At 71.3% G+C, this 16,874-nt stretch carries 12 protein-coding genes; 3 read left to right on the top strand and 9 right to left on the bottom strand.

Going from position 1 to position 16,874, the window contains the following annotated elements; translation table 11 throughout:
• Window positions 1-39: 39 nt before the first annotated feature.
• On the top strand, window positions 40-1,713 hold the full coding sequence (locus KWI83_RS33400; RefSeq protein ID WP_218518137.1) for a sensor histidine kinase: 1,674 nt from the start codon (window positions 40-42) through the stop codon (window positions 1,711-1,713).
• Entirely contained in the window at window positions 1,710-2,390 is a 681-nt protein-coding gene (locus tag KWI83_RS33395; protein WP_218518136.1) for a response regulator, read from the top strand. The genes KWI83_RS33400 and KWI83_RS33395 overlap by 4 nt, the downstream gene beginning before the upstream one ends.
• Before the next feature lie 12 nt (window positions 2,391-2,402).
• Here KWI83_RS33395 and KWI83_RS33390 read toward each other — a convergent pair whose 3' ends face one another.
• The 3 genes from KWI83_RS33390 to KWI83_RS33380 all read right to left on the bottom strand — a co-directional run bounded on the left by KWI83_RS33390 (window position 2,403) and on the right by KWI83_RS33380 (window position 6,674).
• Window positions 2,403-3,995: a cation acetate symporter gene (locus KWI83_RS33390; RefSeq protein WP_218518135.1), complete on the bottom strand. Its 1,593-nt coding sequence runs from the start codon at window positions 3,993-3,995 to the stop codon at window positions 2,403-2,405.
• On the bottom strand, window positions 3,992-4,441 hold the full coding sequence (locus KWI83_RS33385; protein WP_218518134.1) for a DUF485 domain-containing protein: 450 nt from the start codon (window positions 4,439-4,441) through the stop codon (window positions 3,992-3,994). The genes KWI83_RS33390 and KWI83_RS33385 overlap by 4 nt, the downstream gene beginning before the upstream one ends.
• Before the next feature lie 109 nt (window positions 4,442-4,550).
• On the bottom strand, window positions 4,551-6,674 hold the full coding sequence (locus tag KWI83_RS33380) for a type IIA DNA topoisomerase subunit B (protein WP_218518133.1): 2,124 nt from the start codon (window positions 6,672-6,674) through the stop codon (window positions 4,551-4,553).
• Window positions 6,675-7,116: 442 nt separating this feature from the next.
• Here KWI83_RS33380 and KWI83_RS33375 point away from each other — a divergent pair, with 442 nt between their 5' ends.
• Window positions 7,117-7,347 (top strand): hypothetical protein, encoded by a 231-nt coding sequence (locus KWI83_RS33375; protein WP_218518132.1) that lies wholly within the window; start codon window positions 7,117-7,119, stop codon window positions 7,345-7,347.
• Between the two features lie 115 nt (window positions 7,348-7,462).
• On the opposite strand, the gene KWI83_RS33370 is transcribed toward KWI83_RS33375, so the two are convergent.
• The 6 genes from KWI83_RS33370 to KWI83_RS33345 all read right to left on the bottom strand — a co-directional run bounded on the left by KWI83_RS33370 (window position 7,463) and on the right by KWI83_RS33345 (window position 16,794).
• The gene (locus tag KWI83_RS33370) at window positions 7,463-8,299 is read right to left on the bottom strand and encodes a trypsin-like serine protease (RefSeq protein ID WP_218518131.1); all 837 of its coding nucleotides are present in this window, start codon (window positions 8,297-8,299) and stop codon (window positions 7,463-7,465) included.
• Window positions 8,300-8,466: 167 nt separating this feature from the next.
• Entirely contained in the window at window positions 8,467-10,011 is a 1,545-nt protein-coding gene (locus KWI83_RS33365; protein ID WP_308122329.1) for an RNA polymerase sigma factor, read from the bottom strand.
• Window positions 10,012-10,447: 436 nt separating this feature from the next.
• Window positions 10,448-11,335 (bottom strand): FadR/GntR family transcriptional regulator, encoded by an 888-nt coding sequence (locus tag KWI83_RS33360; RefSeq protein WP_218518129.1) that lies wholly within the window; start codon window positions 11,333-11,335, stop codon window positions 10,448-10,450.
• Window positions 11,336-11,508: 173 nt separating this feature from the next.
• Window positions 11,509-13,647 carry an ATP-binding cassette domain-containing protein gene (locus KWI83_RS33355; protein ID WP_218518128.1) on the bottom strand — a complete coding sequence of 713 codons (2,139 nt, stop codon included), beginning with the start codon at window positions 13,645-13,647 and terminating at the stop codon, window positions 11,509-11,511.
• 161 nt (window positions 13,648-13,808) lie between these two features.
• Window positions 13,809-14,567: an NUDIX domain-containing protein gene (locus tag KWI83_RS33350; protein ID WP_218518127.1), complete on the bottom strand. Its 759-nt coding sequence runs from the start codon at window positions 14,565-14,567 to the stop codon at window positions 13,809-13,811.
• A 307-nt stretch (window positions 14,568-14,874) separates the two neighbouring features.
• On the bottom strand, window positions 14,875-16,794 hold the full coding sequence (locus KWI83_RS33345) for a glycogen debranching N-terminal domain-containing protein (protein ID WP_218518126.1): 1,920 nt from the start codon (window positions 16,792-16,794) through the stop codon (window positions 14,875-14,877).
• Between the last annotated feature and the right edge of the window lie 80 nt (window positions 16,795-16,874).

Below are 16,874 nucleotides of genomic sequence, written 5' to 3'. Positions count from 1 at the left end.
TCTACGGTGCACCGCGCTCCCCCACGTACCTTCGTGGGTATGAGCCCCACTCCCCCCGCGCGCCGCCTGCGCCTCGGTCTGCCCCGCCGGGTGTTCTCGCAGGTGCTGATGATGCAGGTGGCGATCGCCGCGGGAGTCGCGGTGCTCGCGACCGGGCTGTTCCTCGCGCCGCTGAGCGACCAGCTGGACGACCAGGCGATGCGGCGCGCGCTCGCCATCGCGCAGACCACCGCGGCGCAGCCGCAGCTCGCCGAGGAACTCCGGACCACGCCCGCGACGGCCGACGGGCCCGTCCAGCGGGAGGCGGAGCGGATCCGGCGGGCCACGCAGGCCGAGTACGTCGTGGTGATGGACCGGCGGGGCGTGCGCTGGTCGCACACCGAACCGTCGCAGATCGGCAAGCATGTCTCGACGGACCCCAGCGACGCGCTCGCCGGCCAGGAGGTCATGGAGATCGACGAGGGCACCCTGGGCCGCTCCGCGCGCGGGAAGGTGCCCCTGCGGGACGGTGACGGGGAGATCGTCGGGGCGGTCTCGGTCGGAATCGCGTACGACAGCGTCCGCGCGCTGCTGATCCACGCGATCCCGGAGCTGCTGGCATACGCCGGTGGCGCCCTGGCCGTCGGTGCGCTGGCCGCCTGGCTGATCTCCCGGCGGGTGCAGCGGCAGACCCGGGACCTGGCGTTCTCCGACATCGCGGGGCTGCTCGCGGAGCGCGAGGCGATGCTGCACGGCATCCGGGAGGGCGTCGTCGCGCTGGACCGCACGGGCCGGGTCCGGCTGCTCAACGACGAGGCGCAGCGCCTGCTGGGCATCGGGGACGAGGCCGTGGGCCGCTCCCCCGACGAGGCGCTCGGCGAGGGACGGACGGCCGACGTCCTGGCCGGCCGGGTGACCGGCACCGACCTGCTCACGGTGCGCGGCCAGCGTGTCCTGGTCGCCAACCGGATGCCCACCGACGACGGGGGCGCCGTCGCCACCCTGCGCGACCGCACCGAGCTGGAGCAGCTCGGCCGGGAGCTGGACTCGACGCGTGGCCTGATCGACGCCCTGCGCGCGCAGGACCATGAGCACGCCAACCGGATGCACACGCTTCTGGGGCTGCTGGAGCTGGAGATGTACGACGACGCGGTGGAGTTCGTGGGCGAGGTGGTCGGCGACCACCGGGCCACCGCGGAACAGGTCACCGAGAAGATCGAGGACCCGCTGCTCGCCGCGCTGCTGGTCGGCAAGGCGACCGTCGCGGCCGAGCGGGGCGTCGCCCTGCGCCTCTCGGGCCGCACGAGCCTGCCGGACCGCCTGGTCGACGCCCGGGGGCTGGTCACCATCGTCGGCAACCTGGTGGACAACGCGCTGGACGCGGCCGCGGGCACGCCGCACGCGCGCGTGGAGGTCGAGCTGTACGCCAAGGGTCGTACCGCCGTCCTCGCTGTACGGGACACCGGGCCCGGAATCCCGGCGGAGCAACGTGAGTTGGTCTTCACCGAGGGGTGGTCCACCAAGAAGCCGCCCGCGCACCGGGAGCGCGGGATAGGGCTCGCCATGGTGCGCAGGCTGGCGGAACGGCAGGGCGGTACCGCGACGGTGGGCGAAGCCGCCGGTGGCGGCGCGGAGTTCACCGTCGTCCTGCCCGAGGCCCTGGCGGAACCGGGCGGGGAACCGGCCCTCACCGTGCCGTCGGCCCAGCGGGCCACCGAGGAGGAGTCACGATGATCGAGGTCCTGGTCGTGGACGACGACACCAGGGTCGCGCGTGTGAACGCCGCGTACGTCGAGAAGGTGCGGGGCTTCCATGTCGCCGGGGAGGCGCACAGCGCGGCCGAGGCGCTGCGGCAGCTGGAGGCGCTGCCGCAGGTGGACCTGGTGCTCATGGACCACTACCTGCCCGACGAGACGGGCCTCGCGGTGGTGCAGGAGATGCGCCGGCGTGGCCACCAGACCGACGTGATCATGGTGACGGCGGCGCGCGACATTACGACGGTGCAGGCGGCGATGCGGCAGGGCGCGCTGCAGTACCTGGTCAAGCCGTTCGCCTTCGCGGGGCTGCGCGCCAAGCTGGAGGCGTACGCCGAGCTGCGCCGCACCCTCGACGGCGGCGGCGAGGCGGAACAGGCGGAGGTGGACCGCATCTTCGGCGCGCTGTCCGCGACATCGGAGCCGGACCTGCCCAAAGGGCACTCGCCCACCACCGCCGAGCTCGTACGGCAGTCCCTGATGAACGCGCAAGGCCCCCTGTCGGCCCAGGAGATCGCCGAACGGACCGGGGTGAGCCGCCAGACCGCCCAGCGCTATCTGAAGCTCCTGGAGCGCACGGGGCGGGCCACGCTGACCCTCAAGTACGGCGACGCGGGCCGCCCGGAACACCGCTACGTGTGGGCGACCCGCACCTGAGCCTCGGCGCCGCTATGCCGCTCCCGCTCCCGTCAGCGCCCGCACCTGCGTCTCCGCGTACTTGTCGGCGTCCGGTGTCTCGGCGGAGGTGACCGTGCCGAGCCAGCCCGCCAGGAAGCCCAGGGGGATCGAGACGAGGCCCGGGTTCTGCAGCGGGAAGTACTGGAAGTCGACGCCGGGGAAGAGCGATTCGGGGCTGCCCGACACGACGGGCGACAGGGCGACGAGCGCCACGGCCGGGATCAGTCCGCCGTAGACGGCCCACACCGCGCCCCGGGTGGTGAAGCCGCGCCAGAACAGCGAGTAGAGCAGCACGGGCAGATTCGCCGACGCGGCGACGGCGAAGGCGAGGCCCACCAGGAAGGCGACGTTGAGGTCGCGCGCGAGCAGGCCGAGGGCGATGGCGACGACGCCGATGCCGACCGCGGCGGCGCGTGCCACGGTCACCTCGCTGCGCGGCTCGGCCGTCCCGCGCCGCAGGGAGGCATACAGGTCGTGGGCCACGGACGCCGAGGAGGCCAGGGTGATGCCGGCGACCACCGCGAGGATGGTGGCGAAGGCGATGGCGGCGACGATCGCGAAGAGAACCGTTCCTCCCGTGGAGCCCGTCCCGCCGCCCAGGTCGAGCGCCAGCAGCGGAACCGCCGTGTTCCCGGCCGCGTTCGACGCGCGTACGGCACCCGGTCCGACGATGGCGGCCGCACCGAACCCGAGGACGATCGTCATCAGGTAGAAGCCGCCGATCAGCCCGATCGCCCACACCACCGAACGCCGTGCCGCCCGCGCGGTCGGCACGGTGTAGAACCGGGACAGGATGTGCGGCAGCCCGGCCGTCCCCAGCACCAGGGCGAGCCCGAGGCTGATGAAGTCGAAGCGGGCGGCCCAGTCCCCGCCGTACTTCAGTCCCGGTGCGAGGAACGCCTCACCCTGGCCGCTGCGCGCGGCCGCGGTGCGCAGCAGCTGGTCGAAGTCGCCGTGGAACCGCGCCAGGACGAGCGCGGTCAGGGCGATCGCCCCGCCCATCAGCAGGACCGCCTTCACGATCTGAATCCACGTGGTGGCCCGCATCCCTCCCCACGACACACAGATCACCATCAGCGCCCCGACGCCGATGACCGTCCAGGACCGCGCCGCCTCGCTCGTCCCGCCCAGCAGCAGCGCGACCAGGCTGCCCGCACCCACCATCTGCGCCACCAGATACAGAACGGACACGGTGACCGAGGAGGTTCCCGCCGCGATCCGCACCGGCCGCTCCCGCACCCGCGCGGCCACCACGTCGGCGAGCGTGAACCTGCCGCAGTTGCGGACCAGTTCGGCCACCAGCAGCAGGACGACGAGCCAGGCCACCAGGAAGCCCACCGAGTACAGCATCCCGTCGTAGCCGAACAGCGCGATGAGCCCGGAGATGCCCAGGAAGGAGGCGGCCGACATGTAGTCGCCCGCGATGGCGAAACCATTCTCCATGGGCGAGAAGAGCCGTCCGCCAGCGTAGAACTCCTCCGCCGAACCCTGCCGGTTGCGGCTCACCCATGTCGTGATCCCGAGGGTGACGGCGACGAGCGCGCTGAACAGCAGCAGGGTCAGCGTCTCATGGTCGCCCGTCACGAGGCACCGCCGCGGACGCCCCGCGTCAGTTCCTGGGTGTCCCAGCGCAGTTCGAGCGCCGCCCGGTCGCGGCGCAGCCGTGCGTGCCGGGCGTAGGCCCAGGTGAGCAGGAAGGTGGTGAGGAACTGTCCGAGCCCGGCCAGCATCGCCACGTTCACCGCGCCGAGCACGGGCCGCGCCATCAGCCCGGGCGCGGTCGTGGCGGCGACGACGTACGCCACGTACCAGACGAAGAAGCCGGTCACCGCCGGGACCACGAACCTCAGGTACCGCCCGCGCACCTCCTGGAAGGCGGCGCTGCGCTGCACTTCGAGGTAGACGTCGCGGGCCCCGTTGCGAGCGGGGTTCACGGGCGCCTTCGGACCGGCCGACTCGCCCCATCCGGAGGCCAGGACGTCGTACCACGGGTCGTCGTACTGCACGGGGCGACCGTTGCTTGAGTGCATGCCCAAGCATGGACAGAGCGGGAAGATCCGTGACACTTCTTCTTCCCGCTCTTCACCCCATCAGGTGACTCGAACCCCTGGTGGCCGCGATCTGACCCGGGCCCTGCGCTTATGCATCGATGCGCGAACGGTCCAGGGTCGCCGCCGAGTTGGAGATGAACTCCTTGCGCGGGGCGACGTCGTTGCCCATCAGCAGGTCGAAGACCTGCTCCGCGGCGTCCAGGTCGGAGAGGTTGATGCGGCGCAGGGTGCGGTGGCGCGGGTCCATGGTGGTCTCGGCCAGCTGGTCGGCGTCCATCTCACCGAGACCCTTGTAGCGCTGGATCGAGTCCTTGTAGCGGATGCCCTTGGTCTCGAACTCCATGAGCTTGTCGCGCAGTTCCCGGTCGGAGTACGTGTAGACGTACTTGTCCTGGCCCTTCTTCGGCTGGACGATCTCGATCCGGTGCAGCGGCGGCACCGCGGCGAACACCCGGCCGGCCTCGACCATGGGGCGCATATAGCGCTGGAAGAGCGTCAGGAGCAGGCAGCGGATGTGGGAGCCGTCCACATCGGCGTCGGTCATCATGATGATCTTGCCATAGCGGGCCGCGTCGAGGTCGAAGGTCCGGCCCGAGCCCGCCCCTATGACCTGGATGATCGCGCCGCACTCGGCGTTCTTGAGCATGTCCGTCACGGACGACTTCTGGACGTTGAGGATCTTGCCACGGATCGGCAGCAGGGCCTGGAACTCGGAGTTCCGGGCGAGCTTGGCGGTGCCGAGCGCGGAGTCTCCCTCGACGATGAACAGCTCGCTGCGGTCCACGTCGTCGCTGCGGCAGTCGGCGAGCTTGGCCGGCAGCGACGAGGACTCCAGCGCGGTCTTCCGCCGCTGCGCGTCCTTGTGCTGGCGGGCGGCGATGCGCGTACGGGCCGCGGCGACGGCCTTCTCCAGGACGACCCGTGCCTGCTGGGCGGCGTCCCGCTTGGCCGAGGTCAGGAACGCCTTCAGTTCCTTGGACACGACGGTGCTCACGATGCGGCGGGCCGCCGAGGTGCCGAGGACCTCCTTGGTCTGGCCCTCGAACTGCGGCTCGGCGAGGCGCACGGTGACGACCGCCGTGAGGCCTTCCATCGCGTCGTCCTTGACGATGTCGTCCTCGGCGACGCGCAACAGCTTCTTGGCGCGCAGTACCTCGTTGAGTGTGCTGGTCACGGCCTGCTCGAAGCCCGCGACGTGGGTACCGCCCTTGGGCGTGGCGATGATGTTCACGAACGACCTCAGGGTCGTGTCGTATCCCGTGCCCCATCGCAGCGCGACATCGACGTCGAGTTCACGGGTGACCTGGGTGGGGGTCATCTGCCCGTGCTCGTCCAGGACCGGGACGGTCTCCTTGAAGGTGCCCTGGCCGGAGAAGCGGAGGATGTCGCACACCGGCTTGTCGGTGGCCAGGAACTCGCAGAACTCGCTGATGCCGCCGTCGAAGCGGAAGGACTCCTCGCCCTTGCTGCCGCCCTCGCCGAGGCCGTACTCGTCGCGGACGACGATGGTCAGGCCGGGGACGAGGAACGCGGTCTGGCGGGCGCGCTGGTGCAGGTTCTCCAGGGAGAGCTTGGCGTCCTTGAGGAAGATCTGGCGGTCGGCCCAGTACCGCACTCGCGTGCCGGTGCGGGTCTTGGGGATCTTCTTGGCCTTGCGCAGGCCGCTCTTGGCCTCGAACTTCGCGTCGGGTCCCAGTGCGGCGAAGGCTCCGGGGACGCCCCGCCGGAAGCTGATGGCGTGGGTGTGGCCGCCGCGGTCGACTTCGACGTCAAGCCGGGCGGACAGGGCGTTCACCACGGAGGCGCCCACGCCGTGCAGGCCGCCGGAGGCGGCGTACGAGCCGCCTCCGAACTTGCCGCCGGCGTGCAGCTTGGTCATGACGACCTCGACGCCGGACAGGCCGGTCTTGGGCTCGACGTCGACCGGGATGCCCCGGCCGTTGTCGCGCACCTCCACCGAGCCGTCGTCGTGCAGGATCACCTCGATGTGGTCGCAGTACCCGCCGAGGGCCTCGTCCACGGAGTTGTCGATGATCTCCCACAGGCAGTGCATCAGGCCACGGCTGTCGGTCGAGCCGATGTACATGCCAGGGCGCTTGCGGACGGCCTCCAGTCCCTCCAGGACGAGCAGGTGCCGCGCGGTGTAGTTGGAACCGTCCCGGTCTGCTCCTGCCAGCAGCGCTGTGGACGGCACGGACGTCTCGGCGGTCACGCGGTTCGCTCCTCGCTGAATTTCATATGGGGCCCATCTGGGTAAGGGCGCGGCTCCGGTAGCCGCTCAGAGGGTACCGAGGCCTGGTAGAGCCGTTGTAACGCCACCCTCGTCCGGAACTCAGACTAGTCCAGCGTCGCATACCTGTTCGATCCCTCGTTGGAGTGAAGCACATATCACGTTCCCTTCGGGGCATGAACCATTTAGGCTCCGGGCACGTCCTCATGCACAACCGGCAACCCGGCCGGGGAGGACCGACACCGACAGACTGCGCGAACCCGTAAGACACACAGACACGTAATACGGCACATTCGCCGCCAACCGGCAGCAGACAGCCGCCCCGGAAGATTTTTTTCGAGGAAAAGCCACGAGCGGGAACGTTTTCGGGCTGGTTGGATGTTGACCCTGGTACGACAGCTCGTCGAGCTAGAGAAGAGGCGACGTGACTACTGTTCTGACCCCCGCGAGCCCGCTGACGGCCGCTGATCGCTGCGACCGCTGCGGCGCCCAGGCATACCTGCGCGTCGTCCTGCTCAGCGGCGGAGAGCTGCTCTTCTGCGCGCACCATGGCCGCAAGTTCGAGCCGGAACTCAAGAAGATCGCCGCTGAGATACAGGACGAGACGGAGCGGCTGACGGCCGTTCCCAGCAACGCTTCCGAAGACGAACGCTGACGCCTCGCGCCCACGACGAGCCCGGTACAGACCGGTTCTACGGGCGGTCGGCCCTGCTCTCAGGGCCGACCGCCCGTCCTCGTCGGCTACTGCCGGTGGGGCGTTTGGGGGGCGCTCATGTGGCGCGGTCCCAGCCCAGCTTCTGGATGACGTCGGACACACGCGTGTAGACGCCTGGGCTGCCCGGGCGCCCGCAGCCGCTCCCCCATGACACCAGGCCGATCAGCCGCCCCTGGGCGACCAGCGGGCCGCCACTGTCCCCCTGGCAGGCGTCCCGGCCGCCCACCCGCTCCCCCGCGCACAGCATGGCGTCCGCGCGATACGTGCCGTCGTCACCGCCCGGATACGCCTCCTCGCACAGCGCGTCCGGCAGCACGCGCACGCGTGCCGCTCGCAGGCCGTAGGCGTAGTCGCCGGCCCCGGTGGCATCGCCCCAGCCGTAGACCGTGGCAGCCGTGTCCGCCGTGTACGCGGGATCGCCCGCCTCGGCCATGGTGATCACGGCGTTCTCCGGAAGGTTCTCGGCGAGGGTGAGCACCGCGAAGTCCCCGGCGTTGCTGATCCCGTCGTACCCGGGATTCACCCAGGTCTCACGGACGGGTATCTCCTGGCCGTCGGCCGTGCGCAGGTCCGTACGGCCCGCGATGACTTTGAGGTCGCTCACCTGACCCGGCGGCGCCCCCAGGACGTCCTCGCCCACGCAGTGCGCCGCGGTCAGGACGGTGGTCCGGCCCACCGCGACCGCACCGCAGAACTGCCCCGACCGCATACCCCCGAACCGGTCACGGCTGGACAGCGCCACCGTCCAGGGACTGTCGGCGGCATCGATCGGGAAGCCGCCGACGACGATGCCGTCTGCGGCGGCGGGGGCGGCGTTGACCAGCGGTATCGCGGCCGCTGCGGCCGCCAGGACCAGCGGCCGGGTCAGGGCCTGTACAAAGGGACGACGCATGCCTGCTCCTCACTCTGGGGTGTTGGTGAGAGACCCAGGGTGATTCAGGCTGCTCGGGCGCGCACGTGCTCAGGTCAGCAGGCCTGCGCGCTCGGCTCAGCTCAGCACGAAGGCCCGGCACCCCTTCGGGTGACCGGGCCTTCGCTGTCGTACGGCGTACGGGCGACCTAGTCGAGGTAGTCGCGCAGCACCTGCGAACGAGACGGGTGGCGCAGCTTCGACATGGTCTTGGACTCGATCTGGCGGATGCGCTCGCGCGTGACGCCGTACACCTTGCCGATCTCGTCGAGGGTCTTCGGCTGACCGTCGGTGAGACCGAAGCGCATGGAGACGACGCCCGCCTCGCGCTCGGACAGGGTGTCGAGCACCGAGTGCAGCTGCTCCTGCAGGAGCGTGAAGCTGACCGCGTCGGCCGGGACGACGGCCTCGGAGTCCTCGATGAGGTCACCGAACTCGCTGTCGCCGTCCTCGCCCAGCGGGGTGTGCAGGGAGATGGGCTCGCGGCCGTACTTCTGGACCTCGATGACCTTCTCCGGGGTCATGTCGAGCTCCTTGGCCAGCTCCTCCGGGGTGGGCTCGCGGCCCAGGTCCTGGAGCATCTGGCGCTGCACGCGCGCGAGCTTGTTGATGACCTCGACCATGTGCACCGGGATGCGGATGGTGCGGGCCTGGTCGGCCATCGCGCGGGTGATCGCCTGACGGATCCACCAGGTGGCGTACGTGGAGAACTTGTAGCCCTTGGTGTAGTCGAACTTCTCGACCGCGCGGATCAGACCGAGGTTGCCCTCCTGGATCAGGTCCAGGAAGAGCATGCCGCGGCCGGTGTAGCGCTTGGCCAGGGAGACCACCAGACGGAGGTTGGCCTCCAGCAGGTGGTTCTTGGCACGGCGGCCGTCCTCGGCGATGATCTCCAGCTCACGCTTGAGCTTGGGCGCCAGCTTGTCGGAGTTGGCCAGCTTGTCCTCGGCGAACAGACCCGCCTCGATGCGCTTGGCCAGCTCCACCTCCTGCTCGGCGTTGAGCAGGGGGACCTTGCCGATCTGCTTCAGGTAGTCCTTGACCGGGTCCGCGGTGGCGCCGGCCGCGGCGACCTGCTGGGCGGGCGCGTCGTCCTCGTCCTCGTCGGACAGCACGAAGCCGGCGCTCTCGGCACCCTCGGGCTCCTCCGTGGCGCCCTTGGGCTCCTCCAGCACCTCCTCGTCGAGCAGCTCGACCTCGTCCTTCTTGGCGGCGGCGGTCTTCTTGGGCGCGGCCGTCTTCTTGGCCGCGACGGTCTTCTTCGCGGTCGCCTTCTTGGCGGCCGTCTTCTTGGCAGCGGCCTTCTTCGCGGGAGCGGCTTCCTCGGCCGGATCGTCGACGGCGGGCGCCGCCGGGGCGGCCGTGGTGGCGGAGGCCTTGCGAGTGGCCACCGTCTTCTCCGCGACCGTCTTGGTGGCGGTGCGCTTGGCCGGACTCTTCGCTGCGACGCTCTTGCGGGTGCGCTTGGGTTCTGCGGCACTGACCATCAGCGTCACACCCTCTTCCTCGAGGATCTGGTTGAGGCTGCGCAGTACGTTCTTCCACTGAGTGGCCGGAATCTGGTCAGCTTCGAAGGCCCGACGCACGTCATCGCCGGCGATCTGCCCCTCAGCCTTTCCCCGCTCAATGAGCGCCATGACAGAGACGGACTCGGCGATCTCCGGCGGGAGCGTACGGGATGTGCTGGCCGACACGAACAACCTCTCGGAACGTTGGAAAACGACTTCCGGCCCCGTCCACGACGGACAGGAGCCGACCGCCGGCTTGGGGATGGGCCGACGGCGCGGGCGGGGGCCGGGAAGAAGCACAACGCCTTGCATGGCGTCCGTGTTCCCTTCTCGGCTGTCACCTCTTAGGTCATCGCGCTGTTTCCACAAGTGTTACGCCGAATCTGCGTGGCCCGAGTCACACCCCGTAAGCATTCAAAAACGGTCAGACACGGGCAGAGGGGGTCACTCGTGGCTCCGAGCCGCCACCGTTCCGAACGTCCCAGCGGTCCGTCGCACCGCCGAACCCCGCAGATGGAGAAGAAACTGCGGGACCCGACGGAGGACGAACGGCCGGCCGAGCGGTGCCGGGGAAGGAGGCACCTCGGACACCTCCCGGCCGCGACACAACCGCCGTGAGCGGTCAGTGCTCCCGCGGCGCCGGTACCACGCGCTCCACCTCGGGGTGGACGGTGAGCAGTTGACGCATGGCCGCCTCGGCGGCCCCGCCGTCCCCGGTCGCCAGGGCGTCGACGATCCTGACGTGGTGCGCCAGGCTCGTCTCATTGGGCCGGTCACAGCCGGTGACCGGCCCGCCGGAGACCTGGAGCGCGGCGGAGACGATGCCGGAGAGGTGCTCCAGCATGCGGTTGCCCGCGATCTGGATGAGCATCGAGTGGAACTCGGCGTCGGCGCGGGAGAAGGTCATCGCGTCCCCCTGACCCATGGCGTGGCCCATGATCTCGACCATGTCGGACAGTCGCTGCTGGACGTCCTCGCGCCCGTGCCCGGCGGCCAGGCGGGCCGCGAGCGGTTCGATGGTCCAGCGCAGCTCGCTCAGTTCGCGGCGCTGGTCGTCGCGCTGCGGACCGAAGGCCCGCCATTCGATGATGTCGGGGTCGAGCAGGTTCCAGTCACTGACCGGACGCACCCGCGTGCCGACGTTCGGGCGGGCGCTGACCAGGCCCTTGGCCTCCAGGACGCGGAGCGACTCGCGGACGACGGTGCGGGAGACCTCGAAGCGCTGGCCGATCTCCTCGGGCACCAGGGGGCGGTCGGCCCCCAGGTCGCCGGAGACGATCATCTGTCCCAGCTGCTGTACGAGTTGGCCGTGCAGTCCGCGGCCGCGGCTGCCCGCGGCGCGTCGGCCCACACGGCCCAGCTCGGGGTCCGCGCCCTCCCAGGCGGGGGCGCCCACACGGTCGGGGCCGGGGGCCTCGGCGTAGGGGTAGCGGTCGAGTTCGCCCGGGCCGACGAGACCGGAGTCGGTGGAGCGGGCGGAGGTCATCATGGTGTGCGCAAGGGTACTCACGGATCCTTTGTCGGCGCTGTCTCCAACTCCCTTGAGGTCTTTGGTGAAAAGCACACGAAAGGGTGATCGCTCACCCCGTCGCAATTGACGCCTTATCGGAAAGAAATGGGCTTTCCCGAGGGAGTTGTGCGCAGCACCAGAACCGAAGGGCGCGCAGGGTCGTCAGAAGCTTGTCATCGGACCCTGCTCCGCAGGGTCGTGAACAGATACGCGCAGAGCAGCGCGGTCAGCGACAACGTCAGCGCGCTTCCGACGGGTTGGGCGACGACCCGCGCCGCGGCCTCCAGATAGCGCTCTCCGCCGAAGGGCCACTGCAGCAGGAATACCTGCCTCATCCGCATCGGCAGCCCCGCCGCGGTTCGCACAGACGACCCCTCCACGACCTTCTGTACGAGGGGTACGACGAGAATCGGTACGGCGAGAACCGCGGCGAGCCCGGCCGTGGTGGACCGGAAGACACCGGCGGCCAGCACCCCGGCCCAGGCGCACCCGACCATGAGGCCCAGCCAACTGGCGCTCAGCGAAAGCCAGTCGCCGGGAACCTGCGCGAGCTCCCGGCCGTAGATGAGGTAGAGCACTTCGGCGTCGCAGCCCACGGTGAGGACAGCCAGGGCGATCGCGGTGGCCGCGGCGAGAAGAAGCTTGGCCGTGAGCAGCCCCAGCCTGCGGGGGACGGTGCCGCGGTCCGCCGCCAGGGCGGGGTGGCGGAACTCGTCCCCGAACGCCAGCGCCCCCAGCAGCCCCGCACCGAGCGCCGCAGGCGGCAGCGGCAGCTGCTGCGGCCACGCGGCGAACAGGCGCGCCTGCGGGGTGTGCCCGATCCGCGCGAGGACGACGGCGGTGAGCGCGGACACGACGAGCACGGCGGCGCAGGTGACGAATCCGGTGCTGATGCCGGTGGCACGGCGGAGCTCATAGCGGAGGGGGCGCAGAGGGCTGGGGGCGGGGCGGACGGAGATGGGGGGCGGGAGGGGAGGGAGGGATTCCAGGGGGCGGACGGGAGGTCGGGGGTGATTCGCGGCCGATTCTGGGGGGCTTTTGTGGTCAGTCGGGGCCTTGTGGTTTTTGGAGGGCTTGGGGTCTGCCGGGGTTTTGGGGTCTGTGGGGGTTTCGGCGTGTGTGGGGGGCTTGGGGCCTGTGGGGGATTGGTGGCTTGCGTGTGGCGGGGGATCTGCGGGGGGATGGGGGTCTCCCAAGGGCTTGTGGTCTGCGTGGGGCTGGCGGTCTGTGGTGGCGTCTGAGTCCGCCGCGGGCGGCGTGGTGTCGGACGGTGCCGGAATCGGTGAGGTGGTGGATTCCCCGGCGGTGTCTTTGTCGGTGGTCGCCGCACCGGTGGTCGCCTTGTCGACTGCCTCCGAGGCGGTGGCGGTGGCGGCGTGCGGCCCGCTGGTGGCGCGCGCGGGCTGCGGCTCCCGCGGCGGCGCCGCCCCCGCTCCCGGCCCCATGTCACCGACCTCGTCGGCGAGTTTGAGTACGAGGACGCCGTGGCGGAACGCCGTCTCGCCGACGTCGGCACAGGTACTGCCGTACACGGAGAGGCGGTTGCCGCTCTCCACCACGACCTCGACGGAGCGGTGCGCGGTGCGGGCCTCCTTGGTGAGCGCGGCGGCGAGGCGGGCGGCGTGCGGGCTGTGGACGGCGACACGTGGCCGCAGCCGGGTGCGGGCGAAGTCCGCGGCCTCCTGGTCGGCGACGACCCTGCCCCGTTCCAGGGTGACGACACGGTCGGCGGTGCGCGCGGCCTCCTTGGGGTCCGACGTGGTGACCAGGACCGTGCCGCCCTGGGCCGCGTGGGCGCGCAGCATGCCGTACAGCCAGTTGCTCTCACGGGCCGAGAGCCCGTTGACCGGTTCGTCGAGGACGAGCGTGTGGGGGTCGGGCAGCAGGGCGCAGGCGAGGCCGAGGCGGCGGTCCATGCCGCGAGAGAGCGTGCCGAGGTGTTCGTCGCGGAGGCTGACGAGGCCGACCACCTCCAGGACCTCGTCGGCTCGACGGGCGGAGACCCCGGCGGCGGCACAGAGCATGCGGAGGTGGCCGCGGACCGTCCGGCCGGGGTGCCCCGGGACGTCGCCCAGCAGGACGCCGACTTCGCGGGAGGGCTGGGCGATGCGGTGCAGTGGGTGGCCTCTGAAATAGGTGATGCCGCGGCCCGGTTGGAGTTCGAGCATCAGCCTGAGGGCCGTCGTCTTGCCGGCACCCGGATCTCCGAGCAGCGCGGTGACGCGGCCCGCGGGTGCTTCGAAGGAGACATCGTCGACGGCAGGCGGAAGGTCCTTGCGGGAGTTGCTGGTCAGTCCGAAGGCCTGGATCACCTGCAGCAAGATAGCGCGCTATGTCCGTTTTTTCCGGTACTTAGCGCCTTGCTTCGCAGGGTGTGATCACTTGCCGCGTTGCCGGACCAGGCTTTCCTTTCGGTTTTCTGTTCGCCCTTCGGACCTCAGCTCGCATCGGAGGAGGGTGACGCGGCCCGGCGTTACACCTCCGGCCGCAGCATCGGCGGGTTCAGGAGTGTGGCCCCGCCCGCGCGGAAGAGCTGTGCCGGGCGGCCGCCCTGCCGTGTGGTCGTACCGCCCGTGGGCACGAGGAAACCCGGTGTGCCCGTCACCTTGCGGTGGAAGTTGCGCGGGTCGAGCGCCACTCCCCAGACCGCCTCATAGACGCGGCGCAGCTCGCCGACGGTGAACTCGGGCGGGCAGAAAGCCGTCGCCAACGACGAGTACTCGATCTTGGAGCGGGCGCGCTCCACCCCGTCCGCGAGGATCTGAGCGTGGTCGAAGGCGAGCGGGGCCAGGGGCTCGCCGTCACGGCCGTAGCCGCCCTGTTGCAGCAGTTCCTCGACCGGCGCCCAGCGGGCGTTGCTGGCGTCGCCGCCCGCTCGCGGTGCGGGCAGGTCGGGGGCGAGGGCGAGGTGCGCGACGCTGACGACGCGCATCCGGGGGTCCCGCTTGGGGTCGCCGTAGGTCGCGAGCTGCTCCAGGTGGGCGCCGTTGTCCTGGGCGGGGACCGAGGGGTCGTGGACGCGCAGTCCGGTTTCCTCGGCCAGCTCGCGTGCGGCGGCCTGTGCCAGATCCTCGTCGGCCCGCACGAAGCCTCCGGGGAGCGCCCAGCGCCCCTGGAACGGCGGCTCGCCCCTGCGTACCGCCAGCGCGCACAGGGCATGGCGACGCACGGTCAGCACGACCAGGTCCACGGTCACGGCGAAGGGCGGAAAGGCTGACGGGTCGTAGGGCATGTCGCGATCATAGTCGTCTGCCTGACGATAAACACTCCCTTCGTCGGCCGCTTCGGTGGCCGGTCGGCGTCCGAGCGGTAGGGGTCTCACCTGCGGCTCCCGGTCCCTGCGGCTCGTCCCGTCATCCGGGGTCACTGTCCTGGTTGCCGCATGCGATCGGCCCCTCCCGTTCTCTCCCTCGTCATTCGGTCTGCCGGATCGGTCCCGGGCTGCCGTCCACGTCACGCTCCGAGCTGCAGTCCCTCGGCCGCCTCCTCGACCACGTCACGCTCCGAGCTGCAGTCCCTCGGCCGCCTCCTCGACCACGTCACGCTCCGAGCTGCAGTCCCTCGGCCGCCTCCTCGACCATGGCGAGGCCGAGGCGGCTGACCCGTACGGAGAAGGGGGCTCCCGCGACCCGTAATCCGTTCAGGGTGATTTCGCCCAGGGGCGCGCTGCGGACGGGACGCAGTGTGACCGTGCCTGCGGGGGCGTCGGGGCGGATGCCGGCGAGGGTGGTCAGCAGCAGGATTCCGGCGGCGGCCGCGGTGGCTGCGGGGCGGCAGGCGGCCGGGTGGGGAAGGGGGGCGCTTCCGTCGGTGCGCTGCTGCCCCGCGTACATCTCGGGCAGCCGGTGGCCGAACGCCCCGGCCGCTGCCAGGACGCCCCGCAGCAGCGCACTCGCCTCCTTCTCGTACCCGGCGGCGGCCAGTCCCGCGACCGCGATCGCGGTCTCCTGGACCCGTACGGCGCCGCTGCGGTGACCGAACGGGTTGTATCCGGCCTCTTTGACACCCAGCCCGCGCAGACCCCACCCCGAATCCATCGCCGGGCTGCCGAGGAGCCGGGCGAGTTGCTCGGTCTGCACCCGGTCGAGCAGTCCCGGCGCCGGCTCGCCCCCGCCCAGCAGGCCGGTGTCGAGGAGATGGACGGTGGTCGCCCCGAGGCGCGGTATGGGCCGACCGTCGGGGGCACGGGCCGCCGCCGGCCGACCGCCTCCGAGGTCGTCGACCCAGAAGTCGGTCCGGAACGCCGACCGCAGCGACTCGGCCCACTCCCGCAGCCCCGCGCCTCCCGGCCTGCCGCAGGCGTCGAGCAGATCGGCGCCGAGCAACGCCGCGCGGTGGGCGTGTGCCTGTGTCTCACAGCGGACGGGGCCGCCTGGCTGCGGGTCGCACAGGTACGTGCCGTCGCCCACGGTGGTCCGCAGCCAGGCCAGACAACGCTCGGCGGCCGGCAGCAGTTCCTCCGTCTCGTGCTCCGGCATCCCCCAACGGCGGGCCTCCGCGAGGAGCGCGGGGAAGAGCAGCGTGGCCTCGGTGCCGGTGCAGCCGGGCGGCAGGTGACCGCCCGCGTCCCGGCGCGGCCCGGGGATCACGCCGGACTGCCCTCTGGACCCTGCGAGTTGGGCTCGGGCGAGGGCACGCAGCGTGCCCGTGGCAAGCCGGGTGCCCAGCGGCAGCGCCATCCGGGCGGCCGCGAGTGCGTCGGCCGGGGCGAGGCCGCACCGCCACGGTGCCCCGGCGGCGAGATACATGTCGGCCGGATGTGCGGGATCGCGCAGCAGCAGCGCCTGGAGGTCGTCGACGCTGGTCCGCATGAGCACCTGCACGCCTGGGTCGTCGCCCAACGCGCCGGCCTGGGCGAACGGACTCGTTGCCGCGCGGCCGACCGCTCGGACGGGCCCCGCGCCGTCCGGGCGCACCCTCAGCTCCACGCTCGCGCTGCCGCCCGGGGGCAGGTCGAACTCCCAACGCAGCAGGCCCGCTGAGGCCAGCGCGTCGGCGGGCGGCGGGTCTGCCGTGACCGACGAGGCCTCAGTGCCGTGGGACCACCGCAGTCCGGCGTCATGGACGCTGGCGGGCACCTCCGGCCCCGCGGTGCCGGACGCGATCGCGCCCAGCGCCGCCAGGTCCGTGCCGAGGGCGACCTCGACGGGGATGCGCAGTGGGCGAGTCACCGCGCTGTGCAGCGTGATCCGCTCCGTGCCGTCCGCAGACCGGGTGCGCTCGACGACGACGTCCGGGTCCGGTCCGGCGTGCGGCGAGACGCGCAGGGTGCCCACGAAACGGGCGCGATCGGCACCGGTCATCCGGGCCTGCACCGCGAGCGGTTCCCGGCCGGCCACGCGCACCTGGCATCGGGAGAGCAGGCGCCGACCCGCGCGGTAGAAGCCCTCCAGTCCCTGGCCGGTCAACTGTCCCTGTTCCGTGGAAACGGCGAGGCCGGGCAGGGCGACGCAGATCATGGCGGTGTGGGTGGGGGGCAGTTCGCCGGGGCGGCGCGGGGGCGGGGACAAGGGTGGGGCTGCGGGTGGTGAGGGCTGGG

It is taken from the genome of Streptomyces sp. TRM70350 (assembly GCF_019219825.1).
In the GTDB taxonomy this organism is placed as follows: Bacteria; Actinomycetota; Actinomycetes; order Streptomycetales; family Streptomycetaceae; genus Streptomyces.
This window is presented reverse-complemented; position numbering and strand designations above follow the sequence as displayed.